This window comes from Novispirillum itersonii subsp. itersonii ATCC 12639 (genome assembly GCF_000381985.1).
Taxonomy (GTDB): Bacteria; Pseudomonadota; Alphaproteobacteria; order Rhodospirillales; family Rhodospirillaceae; genus Novispirillum; species Novispirillum itersonii.
The window spans coordinates 55345-82050 of the sequence record NZ_KB907346.1 but is presented as its reverse complement, the minus strand read 5'-3'; the positions used below and the strand labels follow the sequence as shown (position 1 = coordinate 82050).

General features: G+C 62.6%; 24 protein-coding genes and 2 riboswitches. Of the genes, 15 read left to right on the top strand and 9 right to left on the bottom strand.

The window, feature by feature from the left end; all coding sequences use genetic code 11:
* The first annotated feature begins 60 nt into the window (after positions 1-60).
* The 3 genes from dnaN to gyrB all read left to right on the top strand — a co-directional run bounded on the left by dnaN (position 61) and on the right by gyrB (position 4907).
* Complete coding sequence (dnaN, locus tag G365_RS0114640) at positions 61-1182, top strand: DNA polymerase III subunit beta (protein ID WP_019646279.1); 1122 nt, start codon at positions 61-63, stop codon at positions 1180-1182.
* A 40-nt stretch (positions 1183-1222) separates the two neighbouring features.
* Positions 1223-2371 carry a DNA replication/repair protein RecF gene (gene recF / locus G365_RS0114635; RefSeq protein WP_051089905.1) on the top strand — a complete coding sequence of 383 codons (1149 nt, stop codon included), beginning with the start codon at positions 1223-1225 and terminating at the stop codon, positions 2369-2371.
* A 106-nt stretch (positions 2372-2477) separates the two neighbouring features.
* Entirely contained in the window at positions 2478-4907 is a 2430-nt protein-coding gene (gyrB, locus tag G365_RS0114630) for a DNA topoisomerase (ATP-hydrolyzing) subunit B (protein WP_019646277.1), read from the top strand.
* Positions 4908-4989: 82 nt separating this feature from the next.
* Here the strand turns inward: gyrB and G365_RS0114625 are convergent, their stop codons facing one another.
* Positions 4990-5646: a hypothetical protein gene (locus tag G365_RS0114625; RefSeq protein WP_019646276.1), complete on the bottom strand. Its 657-nt coding sequence runs from the start codon at positions 5644-5646 to the stop codon at positions 4990-4992.
* Between the two features lie 287 nt (positions 5647-5933).
* Positions 5934-6033: riboswitch (glycine riboswitch) on the top strand.
* A gap of 2 nt (positions 6034-6035) precedes the next feature.
* A riboswitch (glycine riboswitch) is annotated at positions 6036-6160 on the top strand.
* 74 nt (positions 6161-6234) lie between these two features.
* Here G365_RS0114625 and gcvT point away from each other — a divergent pair.
* The 6 genes from gcvT to G365_RS23895 all read left to right on the top strand — a co-directional run bounded on the left by gcvT (position 6235) and on the right by G365_RS23895 (position 12067).
* Entirely contained in the window at positions 6235-7374 is a 1140-nt protein-coding gene (gene gcvT, locus G365_RS0114620) for a glycine cleavage system aminomethyltransferase GcvT (RefSeq protein WP_019646275.1), read from the top strand.
* Between the two features lie 4 nt (positions 7375-7378).
* Positions 7379-7753: a glycine cleavage system protein GcvH gene (gene gcvH, locus G365_RS0114615; RefSeq protein WP_019646274.1), complete on the top strand. Its 375-nt coding sequence runs from the start codon at positions 7379-7381 to the stop codon at positions 7751-7753.
* A gap of 72 nt (positions 7754-7825) precedes the next feature.
* A complete protein-coding gene (gene gcvPA, locus G365_RS0114610; protein ID WP_019646273.1) occupies positions 7826-9172 on the top strand; it encodes an aminomethyl-transferring glycine dehydrogenase subunit GcvPA in 1347 nt (448 codons plus the stop codon).
* Positions 9169-10671 (top strand): aminomethyl-transferring glycine dehydrogenase subunit GcvPB, encoded by a 1503-nt coding sequence (gene gcvPB / locus G365_RS0114605; protein WP_019646272.1) that lies wholly within the window; start codon positions 9169-9171, stop codon positions 10669-10671. Before gcvPA ends, gcvPB begins: the two co-directional genes overlap by 4 nt.
* Positions 10672-11229: 558 nt before the next feature.
* Positions 11230-11802, top strand: coding sequence for a TMEM165/GDT1 family protein (locus G365_RS0114600; RefSeq protein WP_019646271.1), 573 nt, complete (start codon positions 11230-11232; stop codon positions 11800-11802).
* Between the two features lie 124 nt (positions 11803-11926).
* On the top strand, positions 11927-12067 hold the full coding sequence (locus tag G365_RS23895; protein WP_019646270.1) for a hypothetical protein: 141 nt from the start codon (positions 11927-11929) through the stop codon (positions 12065-12067).
* Between the two features lie 82 nt (positions 12068-12149).
* Here the strand turns inward: G365_RS23895 and G365_RS0114590 are convergent, their stop codons facing one another.
* Positions 12150-13361: an ammonium transporter gene (locus G365_RS0114590; RefSeq protein WP_019646269.1), complete on the bottom strand. Its 1212-nt coding sequence runs from the start codon at positions 13359-13361 to the stop codon at positions 12150-12152.
* A 445-nt stretch (positions 13362-13806) separates the two neighbouring features.
* Here G365_RS0114590 and G365_RS21755 point away from each other — a divergent pair, with 445 nt between their 5' ends.
* From G365_RS21755 to G365_RS21745, 4 genes are all read left to right on the top strand, one after another.
* A complete protein-coding gene (locus G365_RS21755; RefSeq protein ID WP_019646267.1) occupies positions 13807-14541 on the top strand; it encodes a LuxR family transcriptional regulator in 735 nt (244 codons plus the stop codon).
* Positions 14542-14758: 217 nt separating this feature from the next.
* Complete coding sequence (locus G365_RS21750; RefSeq protein ID WP_081628571.1) at positions 14759-15397, top strand: acyl-homoserine-lactone synthase; 639 nt, start codon at positions 14759-14761, stop codon at positions 15395-15397.
* A gap of 1 nt (position 15398) precedes the next feature.
* Positions 15399-15536 (top strand): hypothetical protein, encoded by a 138-nt coding sequence (locus tag G365_RS23890; RefSeq protein ID WP_019646265.1) that lies wholly within the window; start codon positions 15399-15401, stop codon positions 15534-15536.
* 67 nt (positions 15537-15603) lie between these two features.
* Positions 15604-17010 carry a cytochrome P450 gene (locus G365_RS21745; RefSeq protein WP_019646264.1) on the top strand — a complete coding sequence of 469 codons (1407 nt, stop codon included), beginning with the start codon at positions 15604-15606 and terminating at the stop codon, positions 17008-17010.
* Positions 17011-17087: 77 nt separating this feature from the next.
* On the opposite strand, the gene G365_RS0114560 is transcribed toward G365_RS21745, so the two are convergent.
* The 7 genes from G365_RS0114560 to G365_RS0114530 all read right to left on the bottom strand — a co-directional run bounded on the left by G365_RS0114560 (position 17088) and on the right by G365_RS0114530 (position 23258).
* Complete coding sequence (locus G365_RS0114560; RefSeq protein ID WP_019646263.1) at positions 17088-18065, bottom strand: NADPH:quinone oxidoreductase family protein; 978 nt, start codon at positions 18063-18065, stop codon at positions 17088-17090.
* Positions 18066-18176: 111 nt separating this feature from the next.
* Entirely contained in the window at positions 18177-18692 is a 516-nt protein-coding gene (locus tag G365_RS0114555) for a DUF523 domain-containing protein (RefSeq protein ID WP_019646262.1), read from the bottom strand.
* Positions 18693-18697: 5 nt separating this feature from the next.
* Complete coding sequence (locus G365_RS0114550; RefSeq protein WP_019646261.1) at positions 18698-19651, bottom strand: acetyl-CoA carboxylase carboxyltransferase subunit alpha; 954 nt, start codon at positions 19649-19651, stop codon at positions 18698-18700.
* A 167-nt stretch (positions 19652-19818) separates the two neighbouring features.
* Complete coding sequence (locus tag G365_RS21740) at positions 19819-20250, bottom strand: cyclic nucleotide-binding domain-containing protein (protein WP_019646260.1); 432 nt, start codon at positions 20248-20250, stop codon at positions 19819-19821.
* Positions 20251-20400: 150 nt separating this feature from the next.
* Entirely contained in the window at positions 20401-20823 is a 423-nt protein-coding gene (locus G365_RS0114540; protein WP_019646259.1) for a cyclic nucleotide-binding domain-containing protein, read from the bottom strand.
* Positions 20824-21191: 368 nt separating this feature from the next.
* The gene (locus G365_RS0114535; RefSeq protein WP_019646258.1) at positions 21192-22175 is read right to left on the bottom strand and encodes an HpcH/HpaI aldolase/citrate lyase family protein; all 984 of its coding nucleotides are present in this window, start codon (positions 22173-22175) and stop codon (positions 21192-21194) included.
* Positions 22176-22373: 198 nt separating this feature from the next.
* Positions 22374-23258 (bottom strand): DUF4743 domain-containing protein, encoded by an 885-nt coding sequence (locus G365_RS0114530; RefSeq protein ID WP_019646257.1) that lies wholly within the window; start codon positions 23256-23258, stop codon positions 22374-22376.
* Between the two features lie 261 nt (positions 23259-23519).
* On the opposite strand from G365_RS0114530, the gene G365_RS0114525 reads away from it, so the two are divergent.
* Together G365_RS0114525 and G365_RS0114520 are read left to right on the top strand one after the other, a co-directional pair.
* Positions 23520-24809: a hypothetical protein gene (locus tag G365_RS0114525; protein ID WP_019646256.1), complete on the top strand. Its 1290-nt coding sequence runs from the start codon at positions 23520-23522 to the stop codon at positions 24807-24809.
* On the top strand, positions 24809-26686 hold the full coding sequence (locus G365_RS0114520) for an ABCB family ABC transporter ATP-binding protein/permease (RefSeq protein WP_019646255.1): 1878 nt from the start codon (positions 24809-24811) through the stop codon (positions 26684-26686). Before G365_RS0114525 ends, G365_RS0114520 begins: the two co-directional genes overlap by 1 nt.
* Positions 26687-26706 lie beyond the last annotated feature (20 nt).

Sequence of the window (26706 nt, the reverse complement as noted above, 5' to 3'; positions counted from 1 at the left end):
GCTGTTCTGGGGCTCCCCCGACGGACCGAGCGGGCGCTCACAACAGGTGAGAGCGCGACCGTGAAACTGACCATCGAGCGCAGTACGCTTCTCAAGGCCCTTGGCCACGTCCAGAGTGTGGTTGAACGCCGGAATACCATCCCCATTCTGTCCAACGTGAAGCTGGAAGCCCGTGATGGCGGTCTGGCCCTGAGTGCCACCGATCTGGATCTGGCGATCGTTGAGACGGTGACTGCCGATGTGACGGTTGACGGGGCGATCACTGCCCCGGCGCATACCCTGTACGATATTATCCGCAAGCTGCCGGACGGTGCGCAGGTCGAACTGTCGCAGACCCCCGGGGATGCGCAGATGACTCTGCGGTCCGGCCGGTCCCGCTTCGCCCTGCCGTGTCTGCCGGTTGAGGATTTCCCCAATCTGGGGGCCGGGGATCCGACCCATACCTTCACGCTGGCGGCGTCTGATCTTCAGACCCTGATTGACCGCACCAAGTTTGCGATCTCCACCGAAGAAACCCGCTATTATCTGAATGGCATCTATCTGCATGCCGCCACCTCGTCCGGGGTGCCGGTGCTGCGGGCCGTGGCCACCGACGGGCACCGTCTGGCCCGGGTGGAAGTGCCGCTGCCGGAAGGCGCGGCGGCGATGCCGGGCGTGATCGTGCCGCGCAAGGCGGTGACGGAACTGCGGAAGCTGATCGACGAGGGCGCGCTGGATGTCACCATTGCCCTGTCGGATACCAAGGTGCGGTTCAGCTTCGGTCATGGTGGGACCCTGACCTCCAAGCTGATTGACGGCACCTTCCCGGATTATGAGCGGGTGATCCCGCAGGACAACGACAAGATCCTCGAAGTCGACAAGAAGCTGTTCTCGGATGCGGTCGACCGTGTGTCGGCGATTTCCACCGAAAAGAGCCGGGCGATCAAGGTCGCCGTTGACCGGGGCACTGTCACCCTGTCGGCCTCCTCGCCGGAGGCTGGCAGCGCGGTGGAAGAGCTGGAATGCTCTTACGCTGCTGCCGCGCTGGAGATCGGCTTCAACAGCCGTTATCTGCTCGACATCATGGCACAGGTGGAAGGCGATGCTGCCCGCTTTGCCATGGCTGATGCCGCCTCTCCGACCGTGATCCGCGAAGTGGCGGATGCCTCTGCGGTCTATGTTCTGATGCCGATGCGTGTCTGATCTGCCGCTGCTGCCGCAGGGCGGGGGTGCAGGGCCTGCCGTGCCTTCTCCCGCCCCGGTTTCTCCCCTTCCGCCGGTGGGCGTGACCCGCCTGACCATGACCGACTTCCGGTCCTACGCGTATGCCCGTCTTGAAACGGACCTGCGCCCCGTTGTGCTGACCGGCCCCAATGGGGCGGGAAAGACCAACCTGCTGGAAGCGGTGTCGTTTCTGGCGCCCGGTCGGGGGCTGCGCCGGGCCCGCCTGCACGAGGTGGTGCGCCATGGTGCCGCCGGTGGGGTTCAGGGGGCGTGGGCCGTTGCCGCCCGCCTTCAGACCCCCGGCGGTGAGGTGGCGATCGGGACCGGGCGGGAAGCCGGACCGTCAGACCGCCGGATTGTGCATATCAATGGCGAGCCGGTCCGGGCCCAGGCGGAACTGGGCGCAGTTCTGTCCGCCATCTGGCTGACCCCGGCGATGGACCGTCTGTTTGTTGAGGCGGCGTCCGGGCGGCGGCGTTTTTTTGACCGGCTGGTCTTTGGCCTTTATCCCGATCATGCGGGCCGTCTGTCGGCCTACGACTCGGCGTGGCGGCAGCGGAACAAGCTGCTGAAGGACGGCGTGCGTGAGCGGGCCTGGTATGAAGGGCTGGAAGATGCCATGGCCGAACATGGCATCGCTGTCGCTGCGGCCCGGCGGGATGTGGCGGCCCGCCTGTCCCGGGCGCTGGAGCAGGCGACCGGCCCGTTTCCGTCCGCTGATATCGGGCTGGATGGCTTCGTCGAGCGTCTTCTGGAAGATCACACGGCCCTGGAGGCGGAGGAAACCTATCGCCGTCTGCTGACCGATCACCGCCCGAAAGAGGCGGCAGGTGCCCCCGGCGAGGGCCCGCACCGGACAGATCTGGTGGTTCATCATCACGGGAAAAGCCTGCCGACGGCGCAGTGTTCCACCGGAGAGCAGAAGGCGGTGCTGATTGCGATTCTGCTGGCACAGGCCCGGGTGCAGGCCCTGCACCGGGGAATGGCGCCGCTGCTGCTGCTCGACGAGGTTGCGGCCCATCTGGATGCCCAGCGCCGGGATGCCCTGTATGATGCCCTCTGTGGGCTGGGGGCGCAGGCCTGGCTGACCGGTACCGATCATGCGCTGTTTGCCTCTTTCGGGGCGCGGGCGCAGTTTTTTGAGGTTCGGGACGGCGGTTTGCACTAAAATGCCCCGCCTTGGTGCGCCCTGTTTTGCACCTGCGGTTTGTTGCCGGTTTTTACGTCTGCCAGAGTCTGTCTGACGGTTCAGTCGAAAGCGAGTACCCATCACAATGAGCGACGCCACCAACACTGCGACGGTTCCCGAATATGGCGCGGATTCGATCAAGGTTCTGAAGGGGCTGGAAGCGGTTCGGAAGCGGCCGGGGATGTACATCGGGGATACCGATGACGGCTCGGGCCTGCACCACATGATCTATGAAGTGGTGGACAATGCGATCGACGAGTCGCTGGCGGGGTATTCCGACCGGACCGAGGTGACGCTCAACGGCGACGGCTCCGTTACCGTGCGCGATAACGGGCGCGGGATTCCGGTGGATATCCATAAGGAAGAAGGCGTGTCGGCGGCGGAGGTCATCATGACCCAGCTGCATGCTGGCGGTAAGTTCGACCAGAATTCCTACAAGGTGTCAGGCGGCCTGCACGGCGTCGGCGTCTCGGTGGTGAATGCCCTGTCTGACTGGCTGGATCTGCGGATCTGGCGGGATGGCTGGGAGCATTACGCCCGCTTCGAAGGCGGCGATACAGTGAAGCATCTGGAGCGGGTGCGTCCGGCCCCGGACCAGAAGGGCACGGAAGTGACCTTCTTTGCCTCGCCGTCCATTTTCGCCATCACGGAGTACAGCTTCGAGACGCTGGAACACCGCCTGCGGGAGCTGGCGTTCCTGAACTCCGGGGTGACGCTGGTACTGACCGATGCCCGTCATGGCGAGCCGAAATCGGTGACTTTCCATTACGAAGGCGGCATCGAGGCTTTCGTGAAGTACCTCGACAAGTCGCGGCAGCCGTTGCAGGAAAAGCCGGTGGTGATGGCTGGCGAGCGCGATGGCATCACTGTCGACGTGTCGCTGGAATGGACTGACGCCTACCACGAGAACACTCTCTGCTTTACCAATAACATCCCGCAGAAGGACGGCGGCACCCATCTCGCCGGTCTGCGCGGGGCGCTGACCCGCACCCTGTCGGCCTATGCCCAGCAGAGTGGCCTTCTGAAGAAAGAGAAAGTGCAGCCGACCGGCGACGACATGCGCGAAGGCATGACCTGCGTGCTGTCGGTGAAGGTGCCGGACCCGAAGTTCTCCAGCCAGACCAAGGAAAAGCTGGTGTCCTCGGAAGTGCGGACAGTGGTTGAAAACGTGGTGGCGGAAAAGCTGGCCGAATGGCTGGATGAGCATCCGTCGGAAGCCCGCCGGATCATGGGCAAGGTGGTGGAAGCCGCCGCTGCCCGCGAAGCCGCCCGCCGGGCCCGCGAACTGACCCGCCGCAAGGGGGCGCTCGATATTTCCTCGCTGCCCGGCAAGCTGGCCGACTGTCAGAACCGCGACCCGGCCCAGTCTGAACTGTTCATCGTCGAGGGTGACTCCGCCGGTGGCTCAGCCAAACAGGGGCGTGACCGTGGTTTTCAGGCGATTCTGCCCCTGAAGGGGAAGATCCTGAACGTTGAGCGTGCCCGGTTTGACAAAATGCTGTCCTCGCAGGAAATCGGTACGCTGATCACTGCCATGGGCACCGGCATCGGGGCCGATGATTTCAACATCGACAAGCTGCGGTATCATAAAGTCATCATCATGACTGACGCGGACGTCGACGGCTCGCATATCCGCACCCTGCTGCTGACCTTCTTCTTCCGCCAGATGCCGGAAATCATCGAGCGTGGCTACCTGTACATTGCCCAGCCGCCGCTGTACCGCGCCAAGCGCGGCCAGTCGGAGCGCTATCTGAAAGATGACCGCGAGCTGGAAGACTACCTGATCGAGGTGTCGCTGGGGGATGCGGTGCTGACCCTGCACGATGGCCAGCAGGTCGCCGGGGATCACCTGCGGGAGCTGCTGGGGCAGGCCCGCCAGATTCGCGCGCTGCTCAACCGTATGTCAACCCGGGTGCCGCATCGCCTGCTGGAGCAGGTGGCGATTGCCGGGGCGCTGAATGCGGAGGTTCTGGCCTCCTCGGAGAAGGCGACAGAGGCGGTGCATTATGTCGCCCAGCGCCTTGACCGGATGGAAGCGGAATATGACCGTGGCTGGAGCGGTGAGATTGCCGCAGACGGGGCACTGGTGTTCCAGCGGACCCTGCGCGGCGTGACCGAAACCCACACGGTCGATGCCGTGGTGGTGCATTCGGCGGAAGCCCGCCGTCTGGATCAGATGTCCGCGACTCTGCGTGATGCCTATGTGCGACTCGCCAAGCTGCGCATTAAGGATACCGAGCATGTGATCCGGGGGCCGGTCGGTCTGGTCAACACCTTCATGACAGCCGGGCGCAAAGGCATTGCCATCCAGCGCTATAAAGGTCTGGGGGAAATGAACCCGGACCAGCTGTGGGAAACCACGCTGGACCCCAACGTCCGCCGCCTGCTGCAGGTGAAGGTCGCCCACGCCGATGAGGCGCAGGAAATCTTCTCGACCCTGATGGGCGATGTGGTGGAGCCGCGCCGGGAGTTCATTCAGGACAACGCCCTGAAAGTGACCAATCTGGACGTGTGATCGGGGCCAGAGGCGTCAAAACAACGGGGGAGACTGCATGGTCTCCCCCGTTGTTTTTCGTCTTCGGTGGTTATAGCAGCCGTTAGCGAATCGGCTTTGGCATGGTCCACGCCGCCAGAACCTGTCCCTCCGGGCAGCGCAGCACCAGCGTGTTGGTGCCATCGGTGTTCAGGCGCAGGCGGCAGTCGCCTTTTTCCACCCGGCGGGCCATACGCTGTACGCTGGCCCACAGCACGTTGCTGTCGGTGGGGTCAACCCACGCCGCGCGGGCGCTGGCCTCGGTAAAGCGCCACAGGGTGACAAACCGGGCGATCGCTTCCAGAATCGAGAACTGGTCGGCCAATTCGGTTTCCGGGGCCAGCAGCAGGTGCAGGGCACCACGGGTTGCCGGGCTGATGGCATTCACCGCATACAGCGCCCGGTCCTGTTCCCCGGCCTGAAATTCGATCCCGTCGCCCAGAGAGGGCAGCAGGGACAGGACCATGCCGCGCAGCGAGGCCCCCAGCCGTCCGGTCACGGCATTCACCAGTGTATTCAGATCTGACACGCTGGCAGCCCCGGGGGTTGCCAGAAGATCGCTGAGAATACGGGTCAGCGGCGGAACGCCGTCGCGCAGAGCGCGGACGTAGGCGGTCAGATCACGCCATGCCTGCCGTTCGGCATCCGGGACATCGGACAGGGCCGCGGGGACCGAGAAGACCGGCGCGGACGGAGCAAGCGATGGGGTGGCAATCGACATCGGTGTTAATCCCCGACAGTGAACGGCCCCTGCGGGCCGGAAGCCGAAGGGGATAGCAGACCTGCCCTCACCCCCCGGTGATGCCTGTATGGTAACGCCGGGAATGTTAATAAAGTGTAGGGATTGCAGAGGGTTCAGTCGGCAAATATTGCCGGTTACAGCGGCAGAAGCTGCATGCCCTCATCCGAAAGACACAGGGATTTACCAAGGTTTCTCTGTTAAAGCGGACCCTGATCCTGTTGGGGGCTTGACCGTACCGGCGCCTCAGGTCATGTTGAGCAGACCGAACGAACCCCGTGGAAGAGATCGTTTTACCCACACGGTAAAACGGCGCCGAAGGAGCAACCGCCTCCGGAAACTCTCAGGCAAAAGGACCGCGGGGGGACGGACCTCTGGAAAGCAGTGTGACCCGCAGCGCGGGACGCACTCACCGAAGAAGTAAACGCCGGTTTCCCGCTCCCGATGACGGAGTCGCCAGGATCCGGCGTGAATCTTTCAGGTCGTGAGACAGAGGGAGGCACTCAATCCTGGGCGCTGCCGGATATGGCAGGGTCTGGTCTGTGCCCCTTCTGTCCGAGGACTGCCGCCGTGTCCGCTTCCGACACTTCCGCCGCGCCCCTGAAACAGGTCCCGCTTGATGCCCTGCACCGTTCGCTGGGGGCCCGTATGGTGCCTTTCGCGGGCTATGATATGCCGGTTCAGTATCCGGCGGGCATCATTGCCGAACACACCCAGTGCCGGACTGCCGCCGCGTTGTTTGACGTCTCCCACATGGGGCAGGCAACCCTGACCGGTGCCGACGTCGCCGCAGCGCTGGAAAGCCTGACGCCCGGCTCGCTGAAAGAGCTGAAGCCGGGCCGTCAGCGCTATACCCTGCTGATGAACGATGAGGGCGGCATCCGCGACGACCTGATGGTCTGCAATCTTGGCCAGACCGCCGACGGACAGCAGAAGTGGTTCGTGGTGGTCAATGCCGGCTGTAAGGAGGCGGATTTCGCCTATATGCAGGCCACCATCGGCGACCGGGTGAAGATTGAACGCCACGAAGACCGGGCGCTGATCGCCCTGCAGGGGCCGAAGGCCGGGGCGGTTCTGGCCCATTTTGCCCCGGCATCGGCCAGCATGGTGTTCATGGATGCTGGTGCGCTGGAAATCTGCGGAGTCCCGTGCTTTGCCACCCGCTCCGGCTACAGCGGGGAAGACGGGTTCGAGATTTCGGTCCCGGCGGCGCAGGCGGACCATGTGGTGCGTCAGCTGCTGGATCACGCCGACGTCGAACCCGCCGGTCTGGGGGCGCGCGACTCGCTGCGTCTGGAAGCTGGTCTGCCGCTGTACGGTTCGGATATCGACACCACCACCAGCCCGGTGGAAGCGGCGCTTGAATTTGCTCTTGGCAAGCGCCGTAAGGCTGACGGCGGTTTTCCCGGCTTTGCCACCGTTACGGACCACCTGACCAACGGCACCACCCGCCGCCGGGTCGGCATTCTGGTCGAAGGCCGGGCCCCGGCCCGGGCCCATACCGAAATTCAGTCCACCGACGGCCAGACCATCGGCGAAGTGACCAGCGGCGGCTTTGGTCCGTCGGTGAATGGTCCGATTGCCATGGGATACGTCGCCAGCGCCTATGCCGAGCCCGGCACCGCGCTGTCCCTGATCGTGCGCGGCAAGGCCCTTCCGGCCCGAGTCGTCACCCTGCCCTTCGTCGAACAACGCTATTACCGGGGATAATCCGATGACCACTCTGTATTTCACTGAAGAACACGAATGGATCGCCGTTGACGGCGATGTTGCCACCGTTGGCATCACCGATTTTGCGCAGGGCCAGCTGGGCGACGTGGTGTTTGTGGAAGTCCCGGATGCCGGTAAAGCCGTGTCCAAGGGCAAGGAAGCCGCTGTTGTCGAGTCGGTGAAGGCGGCGTCTGACGTCTATTCCCCGGTCAGCGGCACCGTCACCGAAGGCAATCAGGCGCTGGTCGATGACCCGGCGCTGGTCAACCGTGACCCGGAAGGGGAAGGCTGGTTCTTTAAGGTGACCATCTCCGGCACCGGCGATCTGGAAGGCCTGATGGATAAGGCCGCCTACGACGCTTTCGTCGCCAGCCTGTAAGGCATCCTGAAACGGCAGCCGGGCGGAGTTTCGTCGGGCTGTTTCCGGATAACGGAATACGGATAACGAATCATGCGTTTTCTTCCCCTGACCGCCGAAGACCGGCAGGCCATGCTGGCCGCCATCGGCGCGGAGTCGGTTGACGCCCTGTACCGGGATGTTCCGGCTGCGGCCCGTCACCCTGAGGCGATTGATCTGCCCAACCAGAAGACTGAGCTTCAGGTTGAGCGCGCTATGGCAGCGCTGGCCGGTAAAAACCTGAACTGTTCGCAGGCTGCGGCGTTTCTGGGGGCGGGCAACTACCGTCACCATACCCCGGCGGCCCTCGACTATCTGATTCAGCGCGGTGAGTTTCTGACCGCGTATACCCCTTACCAGCCGGAAATCGCCCAGGGCACCCTGCAGGTGCTGTTTGAGTTTCAGACACAGGTGGCACTGATGACCGGCATGGAGGTGGCCAACGCCTCCATGTATGACGGCGCCACCGCCTGCGCTGAAGCCGCTGCCATGGCGCAGCGCATCACCAAGCGGAAGAAGGTTCTGGTGTCCGGTGGTGTGCATCCGCACTTTGCGGACACCACCGACACGTTCCTGAAGTTCACCGGTGTCGATGTCGAAATCCTGCCCCCCGACGTGATGGGTCTGGAAGATCTGATCGGTCGGGTTGATGAGGATCTCGCCTGCGTTATCGTGCAGACACCGGGTTTCTTTGGTCATCTGAAGGACTTTTCGGCGCTGGCTGACGCCGTGCATGAGGCCGGGGCCCTGCTGGTGGTTGCCACCACCGAGCCGCTGAGCCTTGGCCTGCTGAAGACCCCGGGAGAGATGGGCGCTGATATCGTTGTCGCGGAAGGCCAGAGTCTGGCCCTGCCCGTCGGCTTCGGGGGGCCGGGCGTCGGTCTGTTCGCCAGCCGTTCGAAGTATCTGCGTCAGATGCCGGGCCGTCTGTGCGGCGAAACCGTTGATGTCGATGGCAAGCGTGGCTTTGTGCTGACTCTGTCGACCCGCGAGCAGCACATCCGCCGCGAGAAGGCGACGTCGAACATCTGCACCAACTCCGGTCTGGTGGCGACGGCGTTCTCAATCCACATGACCCTGCTGGGGGAAAAGGGCTTCACCGGGCTGGCGGAGTACAACCATGCCCGCGCCGTCGAAGCAGCCCGCCGTCTGGCGGCGGTGCCGGGGGTGAAGGTGCTGTCGTCGACTTTCTTCAATGAATTCGCGATTGCCTTCGATAAACCCGCCGCTGATGTGGTGGAAGCCCTGACGGCAAAGAAGGTACTGGCCGGGGTGCCTGCCAGCCGCTTCTATCCGACCTACCCGGAACTGGACGGCGTACTGCTGGTGGCCGTGACCGAAATGAACAGCGATGAGGACCTCGATGCCCTTGTCGCCGGTCTGAAGGAGGTGCTGTCATGACCGAGACCCGTACCATTACCGGCAACCGGGGCCTGATGGTCGAAGAACGCCTGATCTTCGAATATGACCACCAGAACCGTACCGCTGTCGACGTTCCGGCGGTGGAGCCGTATGAAGACCGTCTGGGCGGCCTGCGCCGTAAGGGCGGTGTCGGCCTGCCGGGTCTGGCTGAGCCGCAGGTGGTCCGTCATTACACCCGCCTGTCACAGAAGAACTACGGGATCGACACCGGTCTGTTCCCGCTCGGCTCCTGCACCATGAAGTACAATCCGCGCCTGAATGAAAAGGCGGCGCGGATGACCGGTCTGGCTGATATTCATCCGTTTCAGCCGGTTTCCACCGTGCAGGGCGCGCTGGAGCTGATGGATACCCTGTCGCACTGGCTGAAGCAGCTGACCGGCATGCCGGCGGTGGCGCTGTCTCCGGCAGCCGGGGCGCACGGGGAACTGTGCGGGGTGATGGCGATCCGGGCGGCGATGGATGCCCGTGGCGAAAACCGCACCACCATTCTGGTGCCGGAAAGTGCCCACGGCACCAACCCTGCCACTGCCGCGATTTGTGGCTATGTGGTGGAAAGCATCCCGGCGGAGGAATCGGGCCGGGTGTCGGTGGAGGCTGTGAAGGCCAAGCTCGGCCCGCATGTGGCGGCGGTGATGATCACCAACCCCAACACCTGCGGTCTGTTCGAGCCGGAGATGATCGAAATCTCCCGCGTGGTGCATGAGGCCGGGGCTTACGTCTATATGGACGGCGCCAACTTCAACGCCGTCGTCGGGCGGATCCGCATCGCCGATCTGGGCGTTGATGCCATGCACATTAACCTGCACAAAACCTTCTCGACTCCGCATGGCGGCGGTGGTCCGGGCTCTGGCCCGACCGTGCTGTCCGCGGCGCTGGCCCCGTATGCTCCGGTGCCTTACGTGGTGCGGGATGACAAGGGCTTCCGGCTGGTCGAGCATGAGCGCGACGCGGAAGGCGATGCGAAGCCGTTTGGCCGTATGAAGGGCTATCACGGTCAGTTCGGCATGTTCGTCCGGGCTCTGGCTTATATGCTGGCACTGGGGAAGGACGGTCTGCAGCAGGTGTCCGGTGATGCCGTGCTGAATGCCAACTACCTGTATGCCCGTCTGGCGGATGTGCTGTCAGCCTCTTTCGAGGGGCCGGTGATGCACGAGGCGCTGTTTGATGACCGCTTCCTGAAGGATACCGGTGTCACCACCCTCGACTTTGCCAAAGCGCTGATCGACGAAGGGTATCACCCGATGACCATGTACTTCCCGCTGGTGGTACATGGGGCGCTGCTGATGGAGCCGACCGAGACGGAAAGCAAAGCCGCGCTCGATCAGTTTATCGAAGCGGTGCGTGGTCTGGCGGAACGGGCGAAGGCCGGTGATGCCGAATACTTCCGTCAGGCCCCGGTGCATACCCCGCGTCGGCGTCTGGATGAGACCCTTGCCGCTCGGAAGCCGGTGCTGCGCTGGACACCGCCGCAGGCGTAACTGCGCCGCAGTCGCAGGCAGTTTGAAAAGCAGTTTCTGAACTGCGTTGCGTTTTGCGAAAACAGAAAACACCCCCGGCGGAAACCGTCCGGGGGTGTTTTTTTATGTCATTGGAAAGAATGGAAAAAATATCATTTATAGCGAAGCAGCCTTTTGGCATGCGACATGCTAACTATGCGACGTGGCAGAGAGAGGCCCGGCAACCCCTCGGTTAGACTGTTTGAGCACCATGGTGGGCAGGGTGTTCCGGTCAGACCGGGGGGTTTGCTTTTGCGCCCCGAGTTTCGCCTTGCGTCCTCTCTCCCCTCTATGGCATAGAGCAGGCCTCATCATTGGGGAGTAGCCACCGCCAATCCTGCGGGATGTTCAGGCGGGCAGTCGTCAACAGGCTTGATCCCGGCGAAGGCCGGATCATGGCGGCTGCGGCAGATCCGGCGGAGCGAAGAGAGCTCCGGCGTGGGATGTCGGTGAGACCTTTGGTTGCGGTGACTCCGGTTGGGGCCGGGGAGACACCGAACCAATGGTCATGCCCGGCCCCCAAAGAGAGAGCTTTCAATCATGATTCTTGAGTCGCTGCTGGTGCCGATGGCGGTGGTCGCAATCGTCGAGATCGGTGATAAGACCCAGTTGCTTGCCCTGCTGCTGGCGGTCCGCTTCCGGGCTCCGGTGCCGATCATTCTGGGGATTCTGGTGGCAACGCTGGCCAACCACGCCGTTGCGGCGGTTGTGGGCACGCTGGTGGCCGACTGGCTGACCGGCGACTGGTTCCGCTGGGCGCTGGGGGCCTCTTTCCTGCTGATGGCCGGCTGGGCGTTGATCCCTGACAAAATGGACGAGGATGATGCCCCGAAGCCGTCGCGGTTCGGGCCGTTCCTGACGACGCTGGTGGCGTTCTTTTTTGTCGAGATCGGGGATAAAACCCAGATTGCCACCATTGCACTGGCTGCCCGGTATGACCAGATACTGATGGTTACCCTTGGGACCACGCTGGGGATGATGCTGGCCAATGTCCCGGCAGTACTGATCGGTGAGGCTGCGGCGAAAAAAGTGCCGCTGGCATGGGTCCGCACCGGGGCGGCCCTGCTGTTCGCGGCTTTGGGGGTTGCGACCCTGCTGTGGCCGGTCGGCTGATCCGGGGTGTCTTGATCCCGGATAGGACATCTGGATCACAGGCAGAGTAGGGTGACTTTGCTATAGTACTGACCGTAGGGGGCCGGTGTGGCCCTGATAAGAAAATGAGGGTGAGGAGGACCACATGGCTTGGATGATGGATTTGGCTCCGTTGCTGATGGCCGTGCTGGCCGCCGCTCTGCTGGCAGTGTCGGTGCTGCGGCAGGCCCGGAAGCCTCAGCCGGTGCCGGTACGGGTCCGTAACCGCCGGATGATCCGGCGCTGAAGGGGCTCGTCTATATCTAAAGAAACCGGGGGCGCCGCAATGGTCGCCCCCGGTTTCCGTTCAGCGATCCCCTGACAGCCGGTCAGCGGATCAGTTCTTCTTCCGGATATGCCGGGACCTGATGCACGGACAGGTCTGCCCCCCGGTGTTCTTCTTCGGCATCCAGCCGGATGCCGACGGTACGCTTCAGCAGTCCATACACCACAAACCCCGAGACTGCGGCAAAGGCAATGCCTGCGGCAGTGCCGATCCCCTGTGCCATCAGGCTGACCCCGCCGATTCCACCAAGTTCCTGTTGGCCGAAGACGCCTGCCGCCAGCCCGCCCAGAGTGCCGCACAGCCCATGCAGCGGCCAGACGCCCAGCACGTCGTCGATTTTCCAGTGGATCTGACAGCGGTTGAAGCCCCAGACGAACAGGCCCCCGGCCATTGCCCCGGTCACCAGCGCCCCCAGCGGGTGCATTACGTCTGATCCGGCGCAGACCGCGACCAGCCCGGCCAGAGCCCCGTTGTGAATGAAGCCGGGGTCGTTACGCCCGGCGACCACCGCAGCCAGCAGCCCGCCGACCATGGCAAGCAGGGAGTTCATGGCGACCAGTCCGGAGGCCGTCTCGACACTCTGGCTGCTCATCACGTTGAAACCGAACCAGCCGACGCAGAGGATCCAGGATCCCAGTGCCAGAAACGGAATGTTGGACGGGGGGATGGCAATCAGTTTACCGGCCTTGGTGTACCGGCCCCGGCGGGCCCCCAGCAGGACCACGGCCCCCAGTGCCAGCCAGCCCCCGAAGGCATGCACCACCACGGACCCGGCAAAGTCATGGAACTTTGCGCCGGTCAGGGCTTCAAGACTGTCCTGCAGGCCAAGGCGTCCGCCCCAGACCACGCCCTCCATCACCGGATAGATCAGCCCGACAATGATGGCGGTTGCCAGCAGCTGGGGCCAGAATTTTGCCCGTTCCGCGATACCGCCGGAAATGATTGCCGGAATGGCGGCGGCAAACATCAGGAGGAAGAAAAATTTCACCAGATCAACGCCCTGAGCTTTGTAAGCTCCGCCTGATCCGGTCAGTTCGCTGGCAGAAACAAAAAATGTGGTGCCGTAGGCGATGGTATAGCCGACCGCAAAGTAGACCACTGTCGATACCCCAAGGTCGGTAATGATTTTGACCAGGGCGTTGACCTGATTTTTTCGCCGGACCGTTCCTGCTTCCAGAAAAGCAAAGCCAGCATGCATCGCCAGTACCATCGCGGCACCGATCAACAGAAAAAAGACATCCAGTCCAGCGTGCATCCGCGGAATTCCCTGAGGTGGCCTGGTGTGGGCCGCTTTTTGGACGAAGCGGGGTGGCCTTTACGGCTTACTCTCCCCGGTTTCCGGCCGGTCTCTTCCGTCAGGTGGGCAGGACGATGACGCCGGAAACGGCAGCTGGATTTGCAAGGATGGGGCCAAGGCTGACATTTCAAGGTCATCCGGTCACCGGAAAGGACAGGGGCAGGAGATCTGCCTTAAAGAGAGGCTACTCCCGCCTAAACAATAGGCGGTCCTGTGGGGGCGCCTAATGATTCCGGTTGATCGCGTGTGCGTGTGTGAAGATGATCAACCTAAGGTAATGCAAGGACTTGGAAGCTGTCAGGGCGGGGAGAAAAAAGGGTAAGACTGCTCTTGCCGCGCGGGGGGTGACATGAAATTCTAACGTGGGGAAGGCACACTGCATCGCCAGGTGTGGGAGAGCGAGATGCATGCCGTTTTAACGTCCTTTATCGGGGACCTTGAACAGGCGCGGACGGTTGATGAGCTGGAACAGCTGTTTCTGAAGTTTATTGGCGATCTGGGTCTGTCTGTATTCACCTATGTCAGCCTTCGCACCGGCGGGGTGGCGGAGGGTGAGGCCGCGCGCCCGGTGATCAGCAACTATCCAGAGGAATGGCGCCGCCATTACGACGGTCAGCATTACGAGATGGTTGATCCGGTGTTGGATCGGGCCGCGGCCTCGGTCGTGCCGGTGATGTGGTCTGATCTGATCTATGATCCGACGGTCAAAGGGGATCAGAAGATCATCTTTCATGAAGCGCGGGAGTTTGGTCTGACGCAGGGGATGACCATTCCGATTCACAGCCGGAATTCCTTCGCCATCGTCAGTCTGGCATCTGATCAGCCGGACTCGGAGTTCCGTCAGGCAATCCCGCATCTGAAGCATCTGGTCCATCTTGGGGCGCTGTATTACCACGAGCGGGTGTCTGCCCTGCGGGAGGAGGCGGTGCGGGATGTTCTCAATCCGTTGTCCCGGCGGGAGCGGGAGGCACTGCTGTGGGCAGCGCGGGGGAAGACCGCCTGGGAGACCGGTGAAATTCTGAGCATCTCGGAAAATACGGTGAAGCAGTATTTGAAATCTGCAATGGAAAAGCTGGGGGTTTCCTCAAAGCCGCAGGCCGTCGTTAAAGCGATTATGACGTATCAGATTTTTCCATAAAACTGATACATATTATTATTCTTATTTTTAGGCTGGCAGTTCGATTTTTTCGAATGCCAGCTTTTATTTTTCAATAAAACTATATTTAACAATCTTTAAATGTTTTGAAAAATTTATTTCTATTTAAGCGTGATCAAGTCCTTAATTCGTAGGAATATTATTTTTTTGAGCTCAGTGGCAGTTCTTGATCAGAAAATTCTGACAGGGAGAGCTGCCCATGACCTACTCAGTACTTCTTCATTTACCCTCTTCTCCCGCCCCAAGGGATGTGCTGCGTGAAATGTTCCGGTTGCGGCGTGAGGTTTTTGCTGATCGCCACGGTTGGAGTGTGAACGTACGCGGGGGGCTGGAGCGTGACCCGTATGATCTGATGGCCCCGGTTTACGGTCTGTGTGTCGGTCCGGAAGGACGGCTTGAGGGCTGCTGGCGGCTTTTGCCCTCTTCCGGGCCGACTCTGTTTAAGGATGTGCCGGTGTTCCGCCCCTTGGTTGATGGTGCGGTCCCTGACGCGACCACGGTCTGGGAGGCCACCCGCTTTGCGATCCGTCTGCCCGAGTCCGGGGATGGCGAGGGGGGGCTGGGACGGGTGCATACCGTGACCGGACTGCTGCTGGAAGCGATGCTGGAGCTCGGCCTTGATCATGGCATTGAGCGGATGGTGGCAATCTGCGAATTGCCGTTTGAGCGCCTGCTCCGCCGCTGCGGCCTGCAAACCAGCCGCCTCGGACAGCCGGTGGCCATCGGCAATGCCCCTGCCGTCGCCGGATATTTTGAAGCATCGGAAGACAATCTGGAACGGGTGCGTCACCGCTGCCTGCGTCCGCGGGACGCCCTTCCTCTGACCGAGGCTGCCTGACATGGCAGATCCCTGGCGTACCGCTGTGGAACGGTGCCTGCGGTATCTGTGCCGTGAAGCTGAACGTCTGGGGGACGATGCGCTGACAGCGTCCCTGCGGGCGGCCCTGCAGGTGATCCGCCGGTCTCAGCCGCTCTGACTGCGTTCCCGATCTTTACTCTCATCTCTCCAGCCGCACCCCTCGACGCCGGTGCAGGAGTTTTCTCATGACTGCTTACACCCTGCCCGAATCCGTAAGCCCGGACCATGCCACCGTCACCCCCGCCAAGACGACAGCCCGCTTCGGCCTGCGGACACTGCTGCGTCTGCGGAAGGACCCGCTGGCGACGGTGACCTCGATTGCCCGCGCCGCCGATCTGGTGGAACTGCGGGTCGGGGCGGAACGTCTGTTTGTCATCAGCCACCCTGATCAGGTTGAGCGGGTGCTGAAGACCAATGCAAAGGGCTATGCGAAGAGCAAATTTTATGACCGGCTGAAGCCGATCTTCGGCAACGGCATGATTGTGGCGGAAGGAGCGGCCTGGAAGCGCCAGCGTGAGACGGCCCGCCCGGCGTTTGGCTCCCATGTTCTGCGGGCGGTGGCGGATGCCGCCGTGACGCAGGCGCAACAGTTCATGGAAGACGTGAAGGCCGGGGCGGGGGCCACGGATGTCGGGGAGGCGATGATGCGCCTGACGCTGGCGGTGGCCCTGAAGGTTCTGTTCAATACGGAAGCTGACCGGGCGACGACGCAGCGGTTGCAGGGGGCGATCACCACGGCCCTGCGGACCGCAGAAAAGCGGATGTGGGCCTTGTTCCCGCTGTTCAGCCGTTTGCCGGGGCCATCAACCCTGCGCTTCCGCCGGGCGATCCGCACGCTGGATGATTTTGTCTACGGCATGATCGCGGGCCGCCGGGCGATGGGTGAGGCAATGCCGCGCGACCTGCTGACGCACATGCTGCAGTGGCGTGATCCGGAAACCGGGAAAGGCCTGCCGGATCAGATTCTGCGTGATGAGATTCTGTTCATGGTCCTTGCTGCCCATGAGACCACGGCAGCCGCACTGGCCTGGACCTTCTCCCTGCTGGCGGAGCATCCGGAAGAACGGCAGCGGGTTCAGGCCGAACTTGATCAGGTGTTGCAGGGCAAAACCCCGGGCTGGGATGATCTGTCTAATCTGCCGGTGACGCGGGGGGCACTGCTGGAGTCGATGCGGCTGTACCCCCCGGCGTGGTCGCTGTCCCGCACGGCTCTGGCGGATGATGTGGTCGGTGGCTTTGCAATCCCTAAGGGATCATCGCTGATGGTTTGCCCCTGGCTGACCCACCGGGATGATCGGTTCTGGGATCAGCCACAGGCTTTTCGTCCCGATCGCTTTATCGGTGATGCCGAAGATCAGCATCATGCTTTCGCCTATTTTCCCTTTGGAGGGGGGCCGCGCCTGTGCATCGGTAATAATTTCGCGCTGATTGAGGCGATGGCGGTACTGGCGACGGTTCTTCCGGCATTGGAGCTGGATGTGGCCCCGGGGGCGGTAATCACGCCGGAGCCGATGATCAGCCTGCGTCCGCATGGGCTGATGATGGCGGGCCGGGACCGGGTCCGTCCGGCCCCGAACCGTCAGGCGGCTTGAAAACGACCGGGTCGGGAGGTGACAGATCTGCTCCCCGGCCCGGCCCGGCCCGGTTCTGTTTTTGAGGCTCTCAGTGGTCAGCGGGTGAGGATTACGGCTTTCCCGGTGACCTTGCGGGCCTTCAGGGCCAGAATTGCCTCCCCCGCCTGCTCAAGCGTAAAGGTGTGGGAGACGCGGGGGGACAGCTTTCCGGCTTCGTACCATTCCTTCAACTGGGCGAAGCTGGCAGCGATCCGCTGCGGGGCAAGTGTACGGTATGCGCCCCAGTAGACCCCCATGACGGTCAGATTTTTCACCAGAAGATGGTTAGCCGGGATCTGCGGAACAGTCCCCCCGGCAAAGCCGATGGTCAGCAGCCGTCCATCCGGGGCGGTACAGCGCAGGGATGCGTCAAAAACATCCCCCCCAACCGGGTCATAAACGACGTCGGCTCCACGCCCGCCCGTCAGTTCCTTGACCCGGCTGCGGATATCTTCTGTTTTATAATCGATGCCATGGTCTGCCCCGTGGGCCATGGCGACGGCCAGTTTATCAGCGCCACCCGCCGTGGCGATGACGATGGCTCCGGCGGCTTTGCCACATTCGACCGCCGTCAGACCGACCCCCCCGGCTGCCCCATGAACCAGCAGAACCTCCCCCGGCTGAAGCCGGGCCCGGTCGATCAGGGAAAAGTGGCTGGTGCCATAGGCAATCGGGAACGATGCGGCGGTTGCATACGCCATTCCGGTTGGAATCGCATGAACATCGACGGCCCGGGCGATCGCTTCGTCGGCGTAGCCTCCGTGATCGAGGGCGGCGAACACCCGGTCTCCGACGCTCCATCCGATGACGTCGGCTGCAACCTCCAGAATCTCTCCGGCAACTTCAAACCCCGGGCTAAAGGGGAAGGCCGGTTTTTCCTGATACTTTCCGGCGATGATCAGTCCATCGGCAAAATTGCAGCCGGCGGCATGGACCGCAATACGGACGCATCCATCCGGCAGGGCCGGGGCGGGTATGGTTTCGACGGTCAGGGCATCAGGCCCGCACCAGTCTTTGACAAGAACGGCACGCATGAGAATCCTCCCGGTTGAGCCATCCTTGCGGCGGCTCTTTTCGTTGCGCTGCAACATTATGGAAGGAGCATACGGAACGCCGGGGAAAGCCGTCAACCACCGGGGTGAGGGTCAGAGGTGGTTCCGCAGGTCAAGGCCATCAACCAACGCGTCCAGATCCGCAAAAACCGTAACGCCATGACGGCGCAGCAGTGCGGTGGTGACGCCGTGGCCGGGGTGGCGGTTGCCGCTGAAATGGCCGTCGTAAATGATCGAGGATCCACAGGACGGACTCCGGTCCTGCAGCAGGGCATGGGTGATGCCGTGGCGGCGCACCAGATCCAGCGTCAGACGGGCACCGGTAACGTATAATGATGTTACGTCGGTTCCGTCGGCCTCAACCACCCGGGCGGTGCCGTCAAGGACACCATCGCCGCCTCCGGGGCCGAGGATTTCGCCGGACGGCCGGGGAGTCTGGGCTCCCCCGGCCACTTCCGGACAAAAGGGTATCAGGCATCCTGTGGCTTCCAGCCGGTCGAGAACATCGGATGCGGTGCGGGTGTGTCCCCCGTCATACCGCACCGGCTGCCCGAAGCGGCAGGCGCTGATCAGGATGCGTGGCAGGGGCGAAGTGGTCTCCGTCCCCACGCCGGTTACTCCAGGCCGCTCCGGCCCATCGCCAGGAACTTGTCGCGGCGGCGGGCACGCAGAACACCGGGATCCTGCGACACCAGCGCAGACAGATGCCGTTCGATGGCGCTGCCAACAGCGTGCATAGCGGCATCGCGGGCACGGTGGGCACCGCCCAGCGGCTCCGGCACCACTTCGTCGATCACCTTCAGACGCAGCAGGTCCTGCGCGGTCAGGCGCAGGGCCTCTGCCGCCGCCTGAGCCTGATCGCCGGAGCGCCAGAGAATCCCGGCGCAGCCTTCCGGTGAAATCACCGAGTAAATGCTGTGTTCCAGCATCATTACGACGTTGCCGGTGGCAAGGGCGATCGCCCCGCCGGATCCGCCTTCGCCGATCACAACGGAAATCAGGGGAACCCGGATGCCGAGACAGGTTTCGATCGACTTGGCAATCGCTTCAGCCTGTCCCCGTTCTTCCGCATCAATCCCCGGGTAGGCCCCGGCGGTATCGACCAGCGTAATGACCGGCAGACCGAAGTGATCAGCCATTTCCATCAGGCGGCGGGCCTTGCGGTACCCTTCCGGACGGGCCATGCCGAAGTTATGCTTCATGCGGGTTTCGGTGTCGTGGCCTTTTTCCTGCCCGATCACCATCACCGACCGACCGCGGAACCGGGCGAGACCGCCCAGAATCGCCGAGTCATCGGCAAAACTACGATCTCCGGCCAGCGGCTGGAAATCCTCAAACAATGCCGCGATGTAATGCGAGCAGTGCGGACGGTCGGGATGACGGGCAACCTGCGTCTTCTGCCACGGCGTCAGCTTGGCATAAGTTTCGCGCAGGCGCTTTTCGACCTTCGCCTGCAACCGCGCCACTTCTTCAGCGATGTTGAGGCCATCTCCATCACCCATATGCCGGAGATCTTCGATTTTAGCTTCGATCTCGGCGATGGGCTTTTCGAAATCCAGAAAGTTCATGGACCCGTGCTTGGCTGGTTTCGGAAAGCGGTAGCTCTAACACAGCCCGGCAGGGGGTGCGACGGTAAAATGCCCCGGTGGAAAGATTATTCCACCGCATCCGCCGGAATGGCGGTGGGTAAGACCCTCTTGGGATACGCCGATCCCTGAAAAACAGCAGTCATCGGTCAGCGGACAACCTTGCGGATCATTGCCAGCTCAATGCTTTGCTGACGCAGGCGATTGGAGAGGCGGTTGAGGATCGCCCGGTAGACCGGGTCAAGCGCCTGCAGGCGTTCCTGAAAATTTTCTTTCGAGACCCGCAGCAGCAGGGTGTCCTCCACAGCGCGGACGCTGGCCGAGCGCGGCATATCATCAATCAGGGCCATCTCTCCGACAATATCGCCGGGCCCGAGCAGGGCCAGAACGGTCTCGTCATCGCGCACCCGTTTGGTGACCTCCAGGCGGCCTTTCTGGATCATGAAGGCAGCGTCGGCGGCATCCCCTTCGTTAAACAGCCTCTGTCCGCGCCGGATGATCTGGCGCACTCCGGGGGAGCGGCCCTGAGAGGCCAGGGGATCAACATCCCCGGTCGGGGGGATCGGCGTGGTCACAGTCATTGCGGCCTCGTCTGCGGAAAGGCTTACGGTAGCAGGGGTACACCTGAAGACGGAGGGGAAAAAGGTGTAAGCGAATGACGCTTTTTACTCCCCGTCTCCCGAGTGCTGGCAACACCCGACGAGTCCTTACTCTACCCTGATAACGGTCCTTTAAGTATCCTGAACATCCTGATTGCCAACGGATGGACTAAAAATCAGCGTCTCGTTGGCCCGCCGGACAAGTCTGGTCATTTTCTTCAGGATCATCCGGGTGACCGGGTCGAGCTGTTCCATCCGGGAGGAGAACTCCCGGGCCGGGATTGCCAGCAGGATGGTTTCGGTGGTGGTGATGGCGGTGGCGGATCGGGGTTCACCATCAATCAAGGCCATCTCGCCGATCAGTTCGCCCGGACCGGCGATGGCCAGCAGGGTCTGTGATCCCCTGACCCGGCGGGTCAGCTCTACCCGACCGCTTTCAATAATGAAGGCTCCGGTTCCGTCCTGCCCTTCCCGGAACAGGCAGACGCCTTCCCGCACCTTATAGCGTCGCTGACCGATCCGTTCGAATGTGGGGGCTGTGTCTTTGGTATCCATCTGCCGTAATGCCCGTTTCAGCCTGTCCTGTGGCGGGGCTTCCCTTCCCTGCCGCAGGTCGGCGGGTGGTAGCATGCCGATGATGGCGGGTGTCTCTTTCCGGTGGTCTTACGGCTGATAAGACATATTTGTGGCAGTCTGGGCACAACGCCTTACGTCGAAGGGTGTATCTTTTCAGGTTTGGCACGGGTTGAGTGCGGGAAGTCAGGTGTCTTTGCCGCATTGCGCGTATGTTCGCGGGTTTGCCTTTTTGTTGCTTTTCCCGAGTCGCTTTACGGGTGAGAGAGCGCAAAAAGAAAGCGGGGGTGCCCTGTCTGGGGCACCCCCGGGTGTCTGCGTCCGGATCAGGCTGTCTGACCGTGCCGGGCTCAGGCTTTGGCGCTGGCGATCTGCTCGGCGGTCTTGACCAGCACTTCAGCCTGCTTGATTGAGGCGATGTCGATCAGTTTGCCATCCAGCGTTACGGCACCCAGACCGTTTTTCTTGGCGTCTTCCATGGCGGCCAGAATGGCGCGCGCGGTGGCAAGCGCCTTTTCTGACGGGCTGAAGACTTCGTTGGCGATGTCAACCTGACTCGGGTGGATTGCCCACTTGCCTTCGCAGCCCAGAATGGCGGCACGCAGGGCCTGTGCCCGGTAGCCGTCGGCATCCTTGATATCGCCGAACGGACCATCGACGGCCCGCAGGCCGTTGGCCCGGGCAGCCACCACCATGCGGGCAATGGCATAGTGCCACATGTCGCCCCAGTGGCGGTCCCGGTTACCCGCTGCATCCGGGTCGGTCAGCACCACATAATCCGGGTTCGGGCCACCGATGTTGGTGGTGCGGGCCTTGGTGGAGGCGGCATAATCCGCGACGCCGAAGTGCAGGGACTCGTTACGCTTCGACGCGGCGGCGATCTCGTGGACGTTCTGCATCCCCAACGCGGTTTCAATGATCATCTCGAAGCCGACCCGCTTCTTGTACCCCTTGGCGGTTTCGATCTGGGTACACAGCATGTCGATCGCATAGATGTCGGCAGCGGTCCCGGCTTTCGGGATCATGATCAGGTCGATCTTGTCGCCAGCCTGCTCCATGATGTCGACGACGTCACGGTAGCAGTAATGGGTGTCCAGACCGTTGATGCGGATGCTGACGGTCTTGCCCGACCAGTCGAGGTCGTGCAGGGCCTGAATGATGTTTTTACGGGCCTGTTCCTTCTGGTCCGGGGCAACGGCATCTTCCAGATCCAGGAACACCATGTCGGCATTGCCCTGTGCCGCTTTTTCCAGAAAGCGGGTGTTGGAGCCGGGGACGGCCTGTTCTGACCGGTTAAGGCGTGCCGGGGCGGGCTCGACGACGGTGAAGCTCATGAACGATCTCCCTCAGATGTTTCGGCCGGTTGGGCCGGGTTGTTTTGCTGGTGCGTCAGGGGTCTGTCTGTCAGGGCTGTTCCGGGCCGGGGCTGGCGGGGTCTTGGCCGGACCGCCGACAGACCGGGATTGGCCCGGTTCAGGAAAACTGAGTAACAAAAGTTCGGGGCAGAACCTTCGTCCGAAATTTTGTTGAAGTCAACCGAGACCATGGTGCGCTGCACGCAAGCCGGTGGCGAGAGTATCGAAATCCGGTTCCTGATCAGGGGTGATCAGGCCGTGACGGATGCCGAAGTCGATCAGGACCAGAGCGACATTGAACTTGAAGGCATCGCCGGTCCGCACCAGATCCAGCACCGATTCGACCGGCATCAGGGTAAAGCCGCTGACTTCCCCATCGGTGTTGACGGGGATGATCTCCTCAGGAATTTCAAGGTCATAGATATACAGCGTGTCATGCTTTACCCCCCAGCGGTCAGCCATTGAATAGGTGATGACACCGGTGCTGCGGGCGGTCCGGGTCAGGGCGGCGGCCAGCCCGGCCTCTTCTTCCGCTTCTTTGATCAGATTGTCGGCCAGCGACAGATGGGCCGGTTGCCCCCCTGCCACCAGATTATCCAGCTTGCCGGGAGCGACCGCTTTATCGGCGGCCCGGGTGCCGATCCACAGGGACAGTCCGCTTCGATCCGGAGCGGAAGGGCGGCGGCGGACAATACCGTTCAGATGGACCCCGAAAGCGCGAATGCCGAAGACCGCCGTGACGCCACGGTCCATCCGCATCAGGTCCGGCATGCTCCAGCGGGTGCGGACCGGGAACATTTCGCCACGCAGGCGCGGGCCTTCCCCCCGGGCGTGCAGAGTGCGCATGACAGCCCCAACCGCCTCGGTCCGGGATTCGGGGGTGTTCAGGGCGGGGTTGAGGCTGACTGCCCGGGCCGTGATCTCAAAGACGTCCGGTGCGGTGCGCAGGCGGGCTGCCATGTCTTCCCGCACCCAGCCCACCTGTTGGCCACCAATCAGAAACGGGCGGAACCCTTCCGGCGTCCAGGAGTTGCAGCGATGGATGTGATCGAGAAAGGCCATGGATAAAAATCCGCTCAGGATAGGGCAGGGCAGGAGGGGGGGGGTAATTGGGCGGCAGTGTGGCATGCCCGCGCAGAGTGGGGAAGCCAAGTTGCGGAAGGGATGACAAACCTGTTGTAAATGCGCAGAATACCCCGTGACGGCTGGGGCAGGCCGTCTTGCCGTTTCCTACGAGTCCGTGATCGTGTTCCGCTGGCCGCGTTGCATCGGGGATGCTATCCGGGGCGTTGTCCGTTCCCCGCCCCTTCCGGGAGCCATTTGATGATTGGCGTGATGATTCTGTTTACTCTGGCCGGTGCGGTCAGTTCTGTCTGGCTCGGTACCGTGGTTCTGTACATCAGCAGTACGATGGGCTGGGAAGGGTTGCTGACCCTGCCGCCGACGGATATTGCCCTTTATCTGGCGGCGACTTTCGGGCCGCTGGCTGCGCTGTGGCTGATTATCGGATTCTTCTATATTGCCGCACAGGGGCAGCGGCAGGAGCAGGTGCTGCAGACGCTGGCGTCGCAGGCCCGCCGGAATGCCGAACAGACGGAGGCGCAGGTCCGGACCCTGATCGAGATGCAGGCCGAAAGCCGTCGCCGCAGCATGCTGGGCGGCATGGATCTGGTGATCAAGGATATGAACGGTCAGGCCGCCCTGTTGGCAGAGCGGTTGGGAATGGTATCGGAGCCGGAAGCTGACGGACTGTGGGCGCGGACGGTGTCCGGTGATCTCTGGGCCTTTGCCCATGCGTTCCTGATCCGGGCTGCGGCTTACCCTGATTTTGCGGATATGCTGGCGGAACGTCTGGCCGGGGATACCGTCTGTTCCGGTGCGTTGCAGACCTTCCTGCGCCGCTATGATCAGCTGTCCGAAGGGTTCCGTGAAAATGAAGCGGACCGGCTGATGCGGCAGGTGCTGGAAGACGGTCCGCTGGCCCGCCTGCAGGTCCTGTTTGCCGATGTCAATGCCCGGGCGGTGCGTCTGCGGATGGACTGGGCCGCGTCTGCCGAGGTCTGGCCGGAAACCCAGACGGATCAGGCCGAAGTGTATCCGGTGCCTGATTTCCATCCGCCGGTGACGGGGGCTCCCTGCTCTGCGGATTCCTTGACGGTGTCGCAGGCTGAGCCGGTGTCGCCGGAGGTGGCGCAACTGTCTGCCGGAGTGGCGGCGATTGCCGCCGCCGCCGCCGGGCTTGGCGCCGAGCCCGTCGCACAGGACCTGCCGGATGTACAGGATGGGTTCGGTGATGAGAATCAGGTGAGTCCCCATGCCGTGGTTGATGCGCGCGGGCCGGAGGAAACCGCCCGCGATCTGTTGCGGCAGCTGCGGCAGCCGGACGGTACGGAGGCCGCCGCAGGTCCGGGAGAAACCGCAGGGACGGATGCTGCCCCTTTGCAGTCGTCAATGTCCCGCCTGAATGATGCGCTCCGCCGTCTCAATGATGGTGGCGATGATGCGGCCCGTTCAGAGGGTGCGCGCACGAAGGCACCGGGGCTGGATGGGGCGGTGAATGGTCAGCCGGATCCGGCTGATGCCGGAGATACGCCGGTGGCTGCTAAATCCTGATGCGGGCCCGGAATCCGGGGGATTACGCCCCTTCGCCATCTGCCGGGACCGGTGACTGGCGGACCATTAGCCGTATGCTGCCGTACCTGTGGCCGCAGGATGCCCCGGCCCTGCGGCTGCGGGTGGTTATTGCGGTGCTGATGCTGGTGGCGGGGAAAATCGTCACCGTTTCCGTGCCGTGGTTTTACAAGCAGGCGGTTGATGCCCTGTCCGTCCGCCCGGAGGCCGCGGCCTCCGTTGCTGTGCCCTTCGGGCTGCTGATCGCCTACGGGGCGGCCCGTCTGGGCCAGCAGGCGTTTACCGAGTTTCAGGATCTGGTGTTTTCCCGCGTGGTGGAGCGGGCCGTCCGTACGCTCGGGCTGAAGACGTTCCGTCATCTGCACCGTCTGTCCCTGCGCTTTCATCTCGACCGCCAGACCGGCGGGCTGTCACGGGTGATCGAGCGCGGGACCCGTGGAATGGAGCTGTTGCTGCGGCTGGTCCTGTTCCGCGCCGGGACTTCGGCGCTGGAGCTGGTGTTTGTCTGTTCGATTCTCTGGTCGTTGTTTGACTGGCGGTTTGCCGCCGTCACTGCCGGGACCATCGGTGGGTATGCCCTGTTTACCATGATGGTGACGGAATGGCGTCTTGGGTTCCGGCGGGTGATGAACCAGACGGATGCCGAGGCCAGCACTAAGGCAATCGACAGTCTGCTGAATTATGAGACCGTTAAGTATTTTGGCAATGAAGGGCATGAGGCCCGCCGCTACGACACTGCCCTGCAGGGGTACGAACAGGCTGCCCTGCGGTCAAAAGCCTCGCTGGTGTTCCTGAATCTCGGTCAGGGGGCGATTATCGCTCTGGGGCTGGTGATCATTATGGCGCTGGCGGCGGTCGAGGTGCGTGATGGTGCCATGACGGTCGGCGATTTTGTCATGGTTAACGGCTATCTGATCCAGCTGGCGGCTCCGCTGGGGTTCCTTGGGGTGGTGTACCGCGAGATCAAGCAGGCGGTTACTGATATGCAGGCGATGTTTGCCCTGCTGGATCAGGCGCCGGAAGTCTCTGACCGCCCGGAGGCCCGACCGCTGGCGGTGTCTGGGGGATCCATCCGATTCGAGGGCGTGGGATTCTTTTACGCGCCGGACCGTCCGATTCTGACGGATATCAGTTTCGAGGTTCCGGCCGGAACCCGGACCGCGATTGTCGGGGCATCCGGGGCCGGGAAGTCAACCCTGACCCGGCTGCTGTTCCGGTTTTACGATGTGACCGCAGGGCGGATCCTGATTGACGGTCAGGATATCCGGGATGTGACGCAGGACAGCCTGCGGGCAGCGATTGGGGTGGTGCCTCAGGATACGGTGCTGTTCAATGACACGATCGCCTACAACATTGCCTATGGCCGCCCCGGTGCAACCCGGGATGAGGTGGAGCACGCAGCCCGTCTGGCGGCATTGCACGCCTTTGTGACGGCGCTGCCACAGGGATATGATACGGTGGTCGGCGAACGGGGGCTTAAGCTCTCGGGGGGAGAAAAACAGCGTGTTGCCATTGCCCGGACCCTGCTGAAGGCCCCGCCGCTGCTGATTCTGGATGAGGCGACCAGTGCGCTGGACACCCGGACCGAGCAGGGAATTCAGGGCGCATTGATGCAGGTGGCCCAGAACCGGACGACGTTGGTGATCGCGCACCGTCTTTCAACCGTGGTGGATGCCGACTCCATTCTGGTCCTTGATCAGGGGCGGATCGCCGAGCGGGGACGCCATGCTGATCTTTTGGCCGCGGGCGGACTGTATGCCGCCATGTGGCAGCGGCAGCATGAAGGGAGTGCTGCGCCTGACGCAGAAATTGACGGCGGGGGAGAACACTCTTCGGTGGTGCGTTCTGCCGTTCCGTAATAAAACCGCTGTGAAAGTGG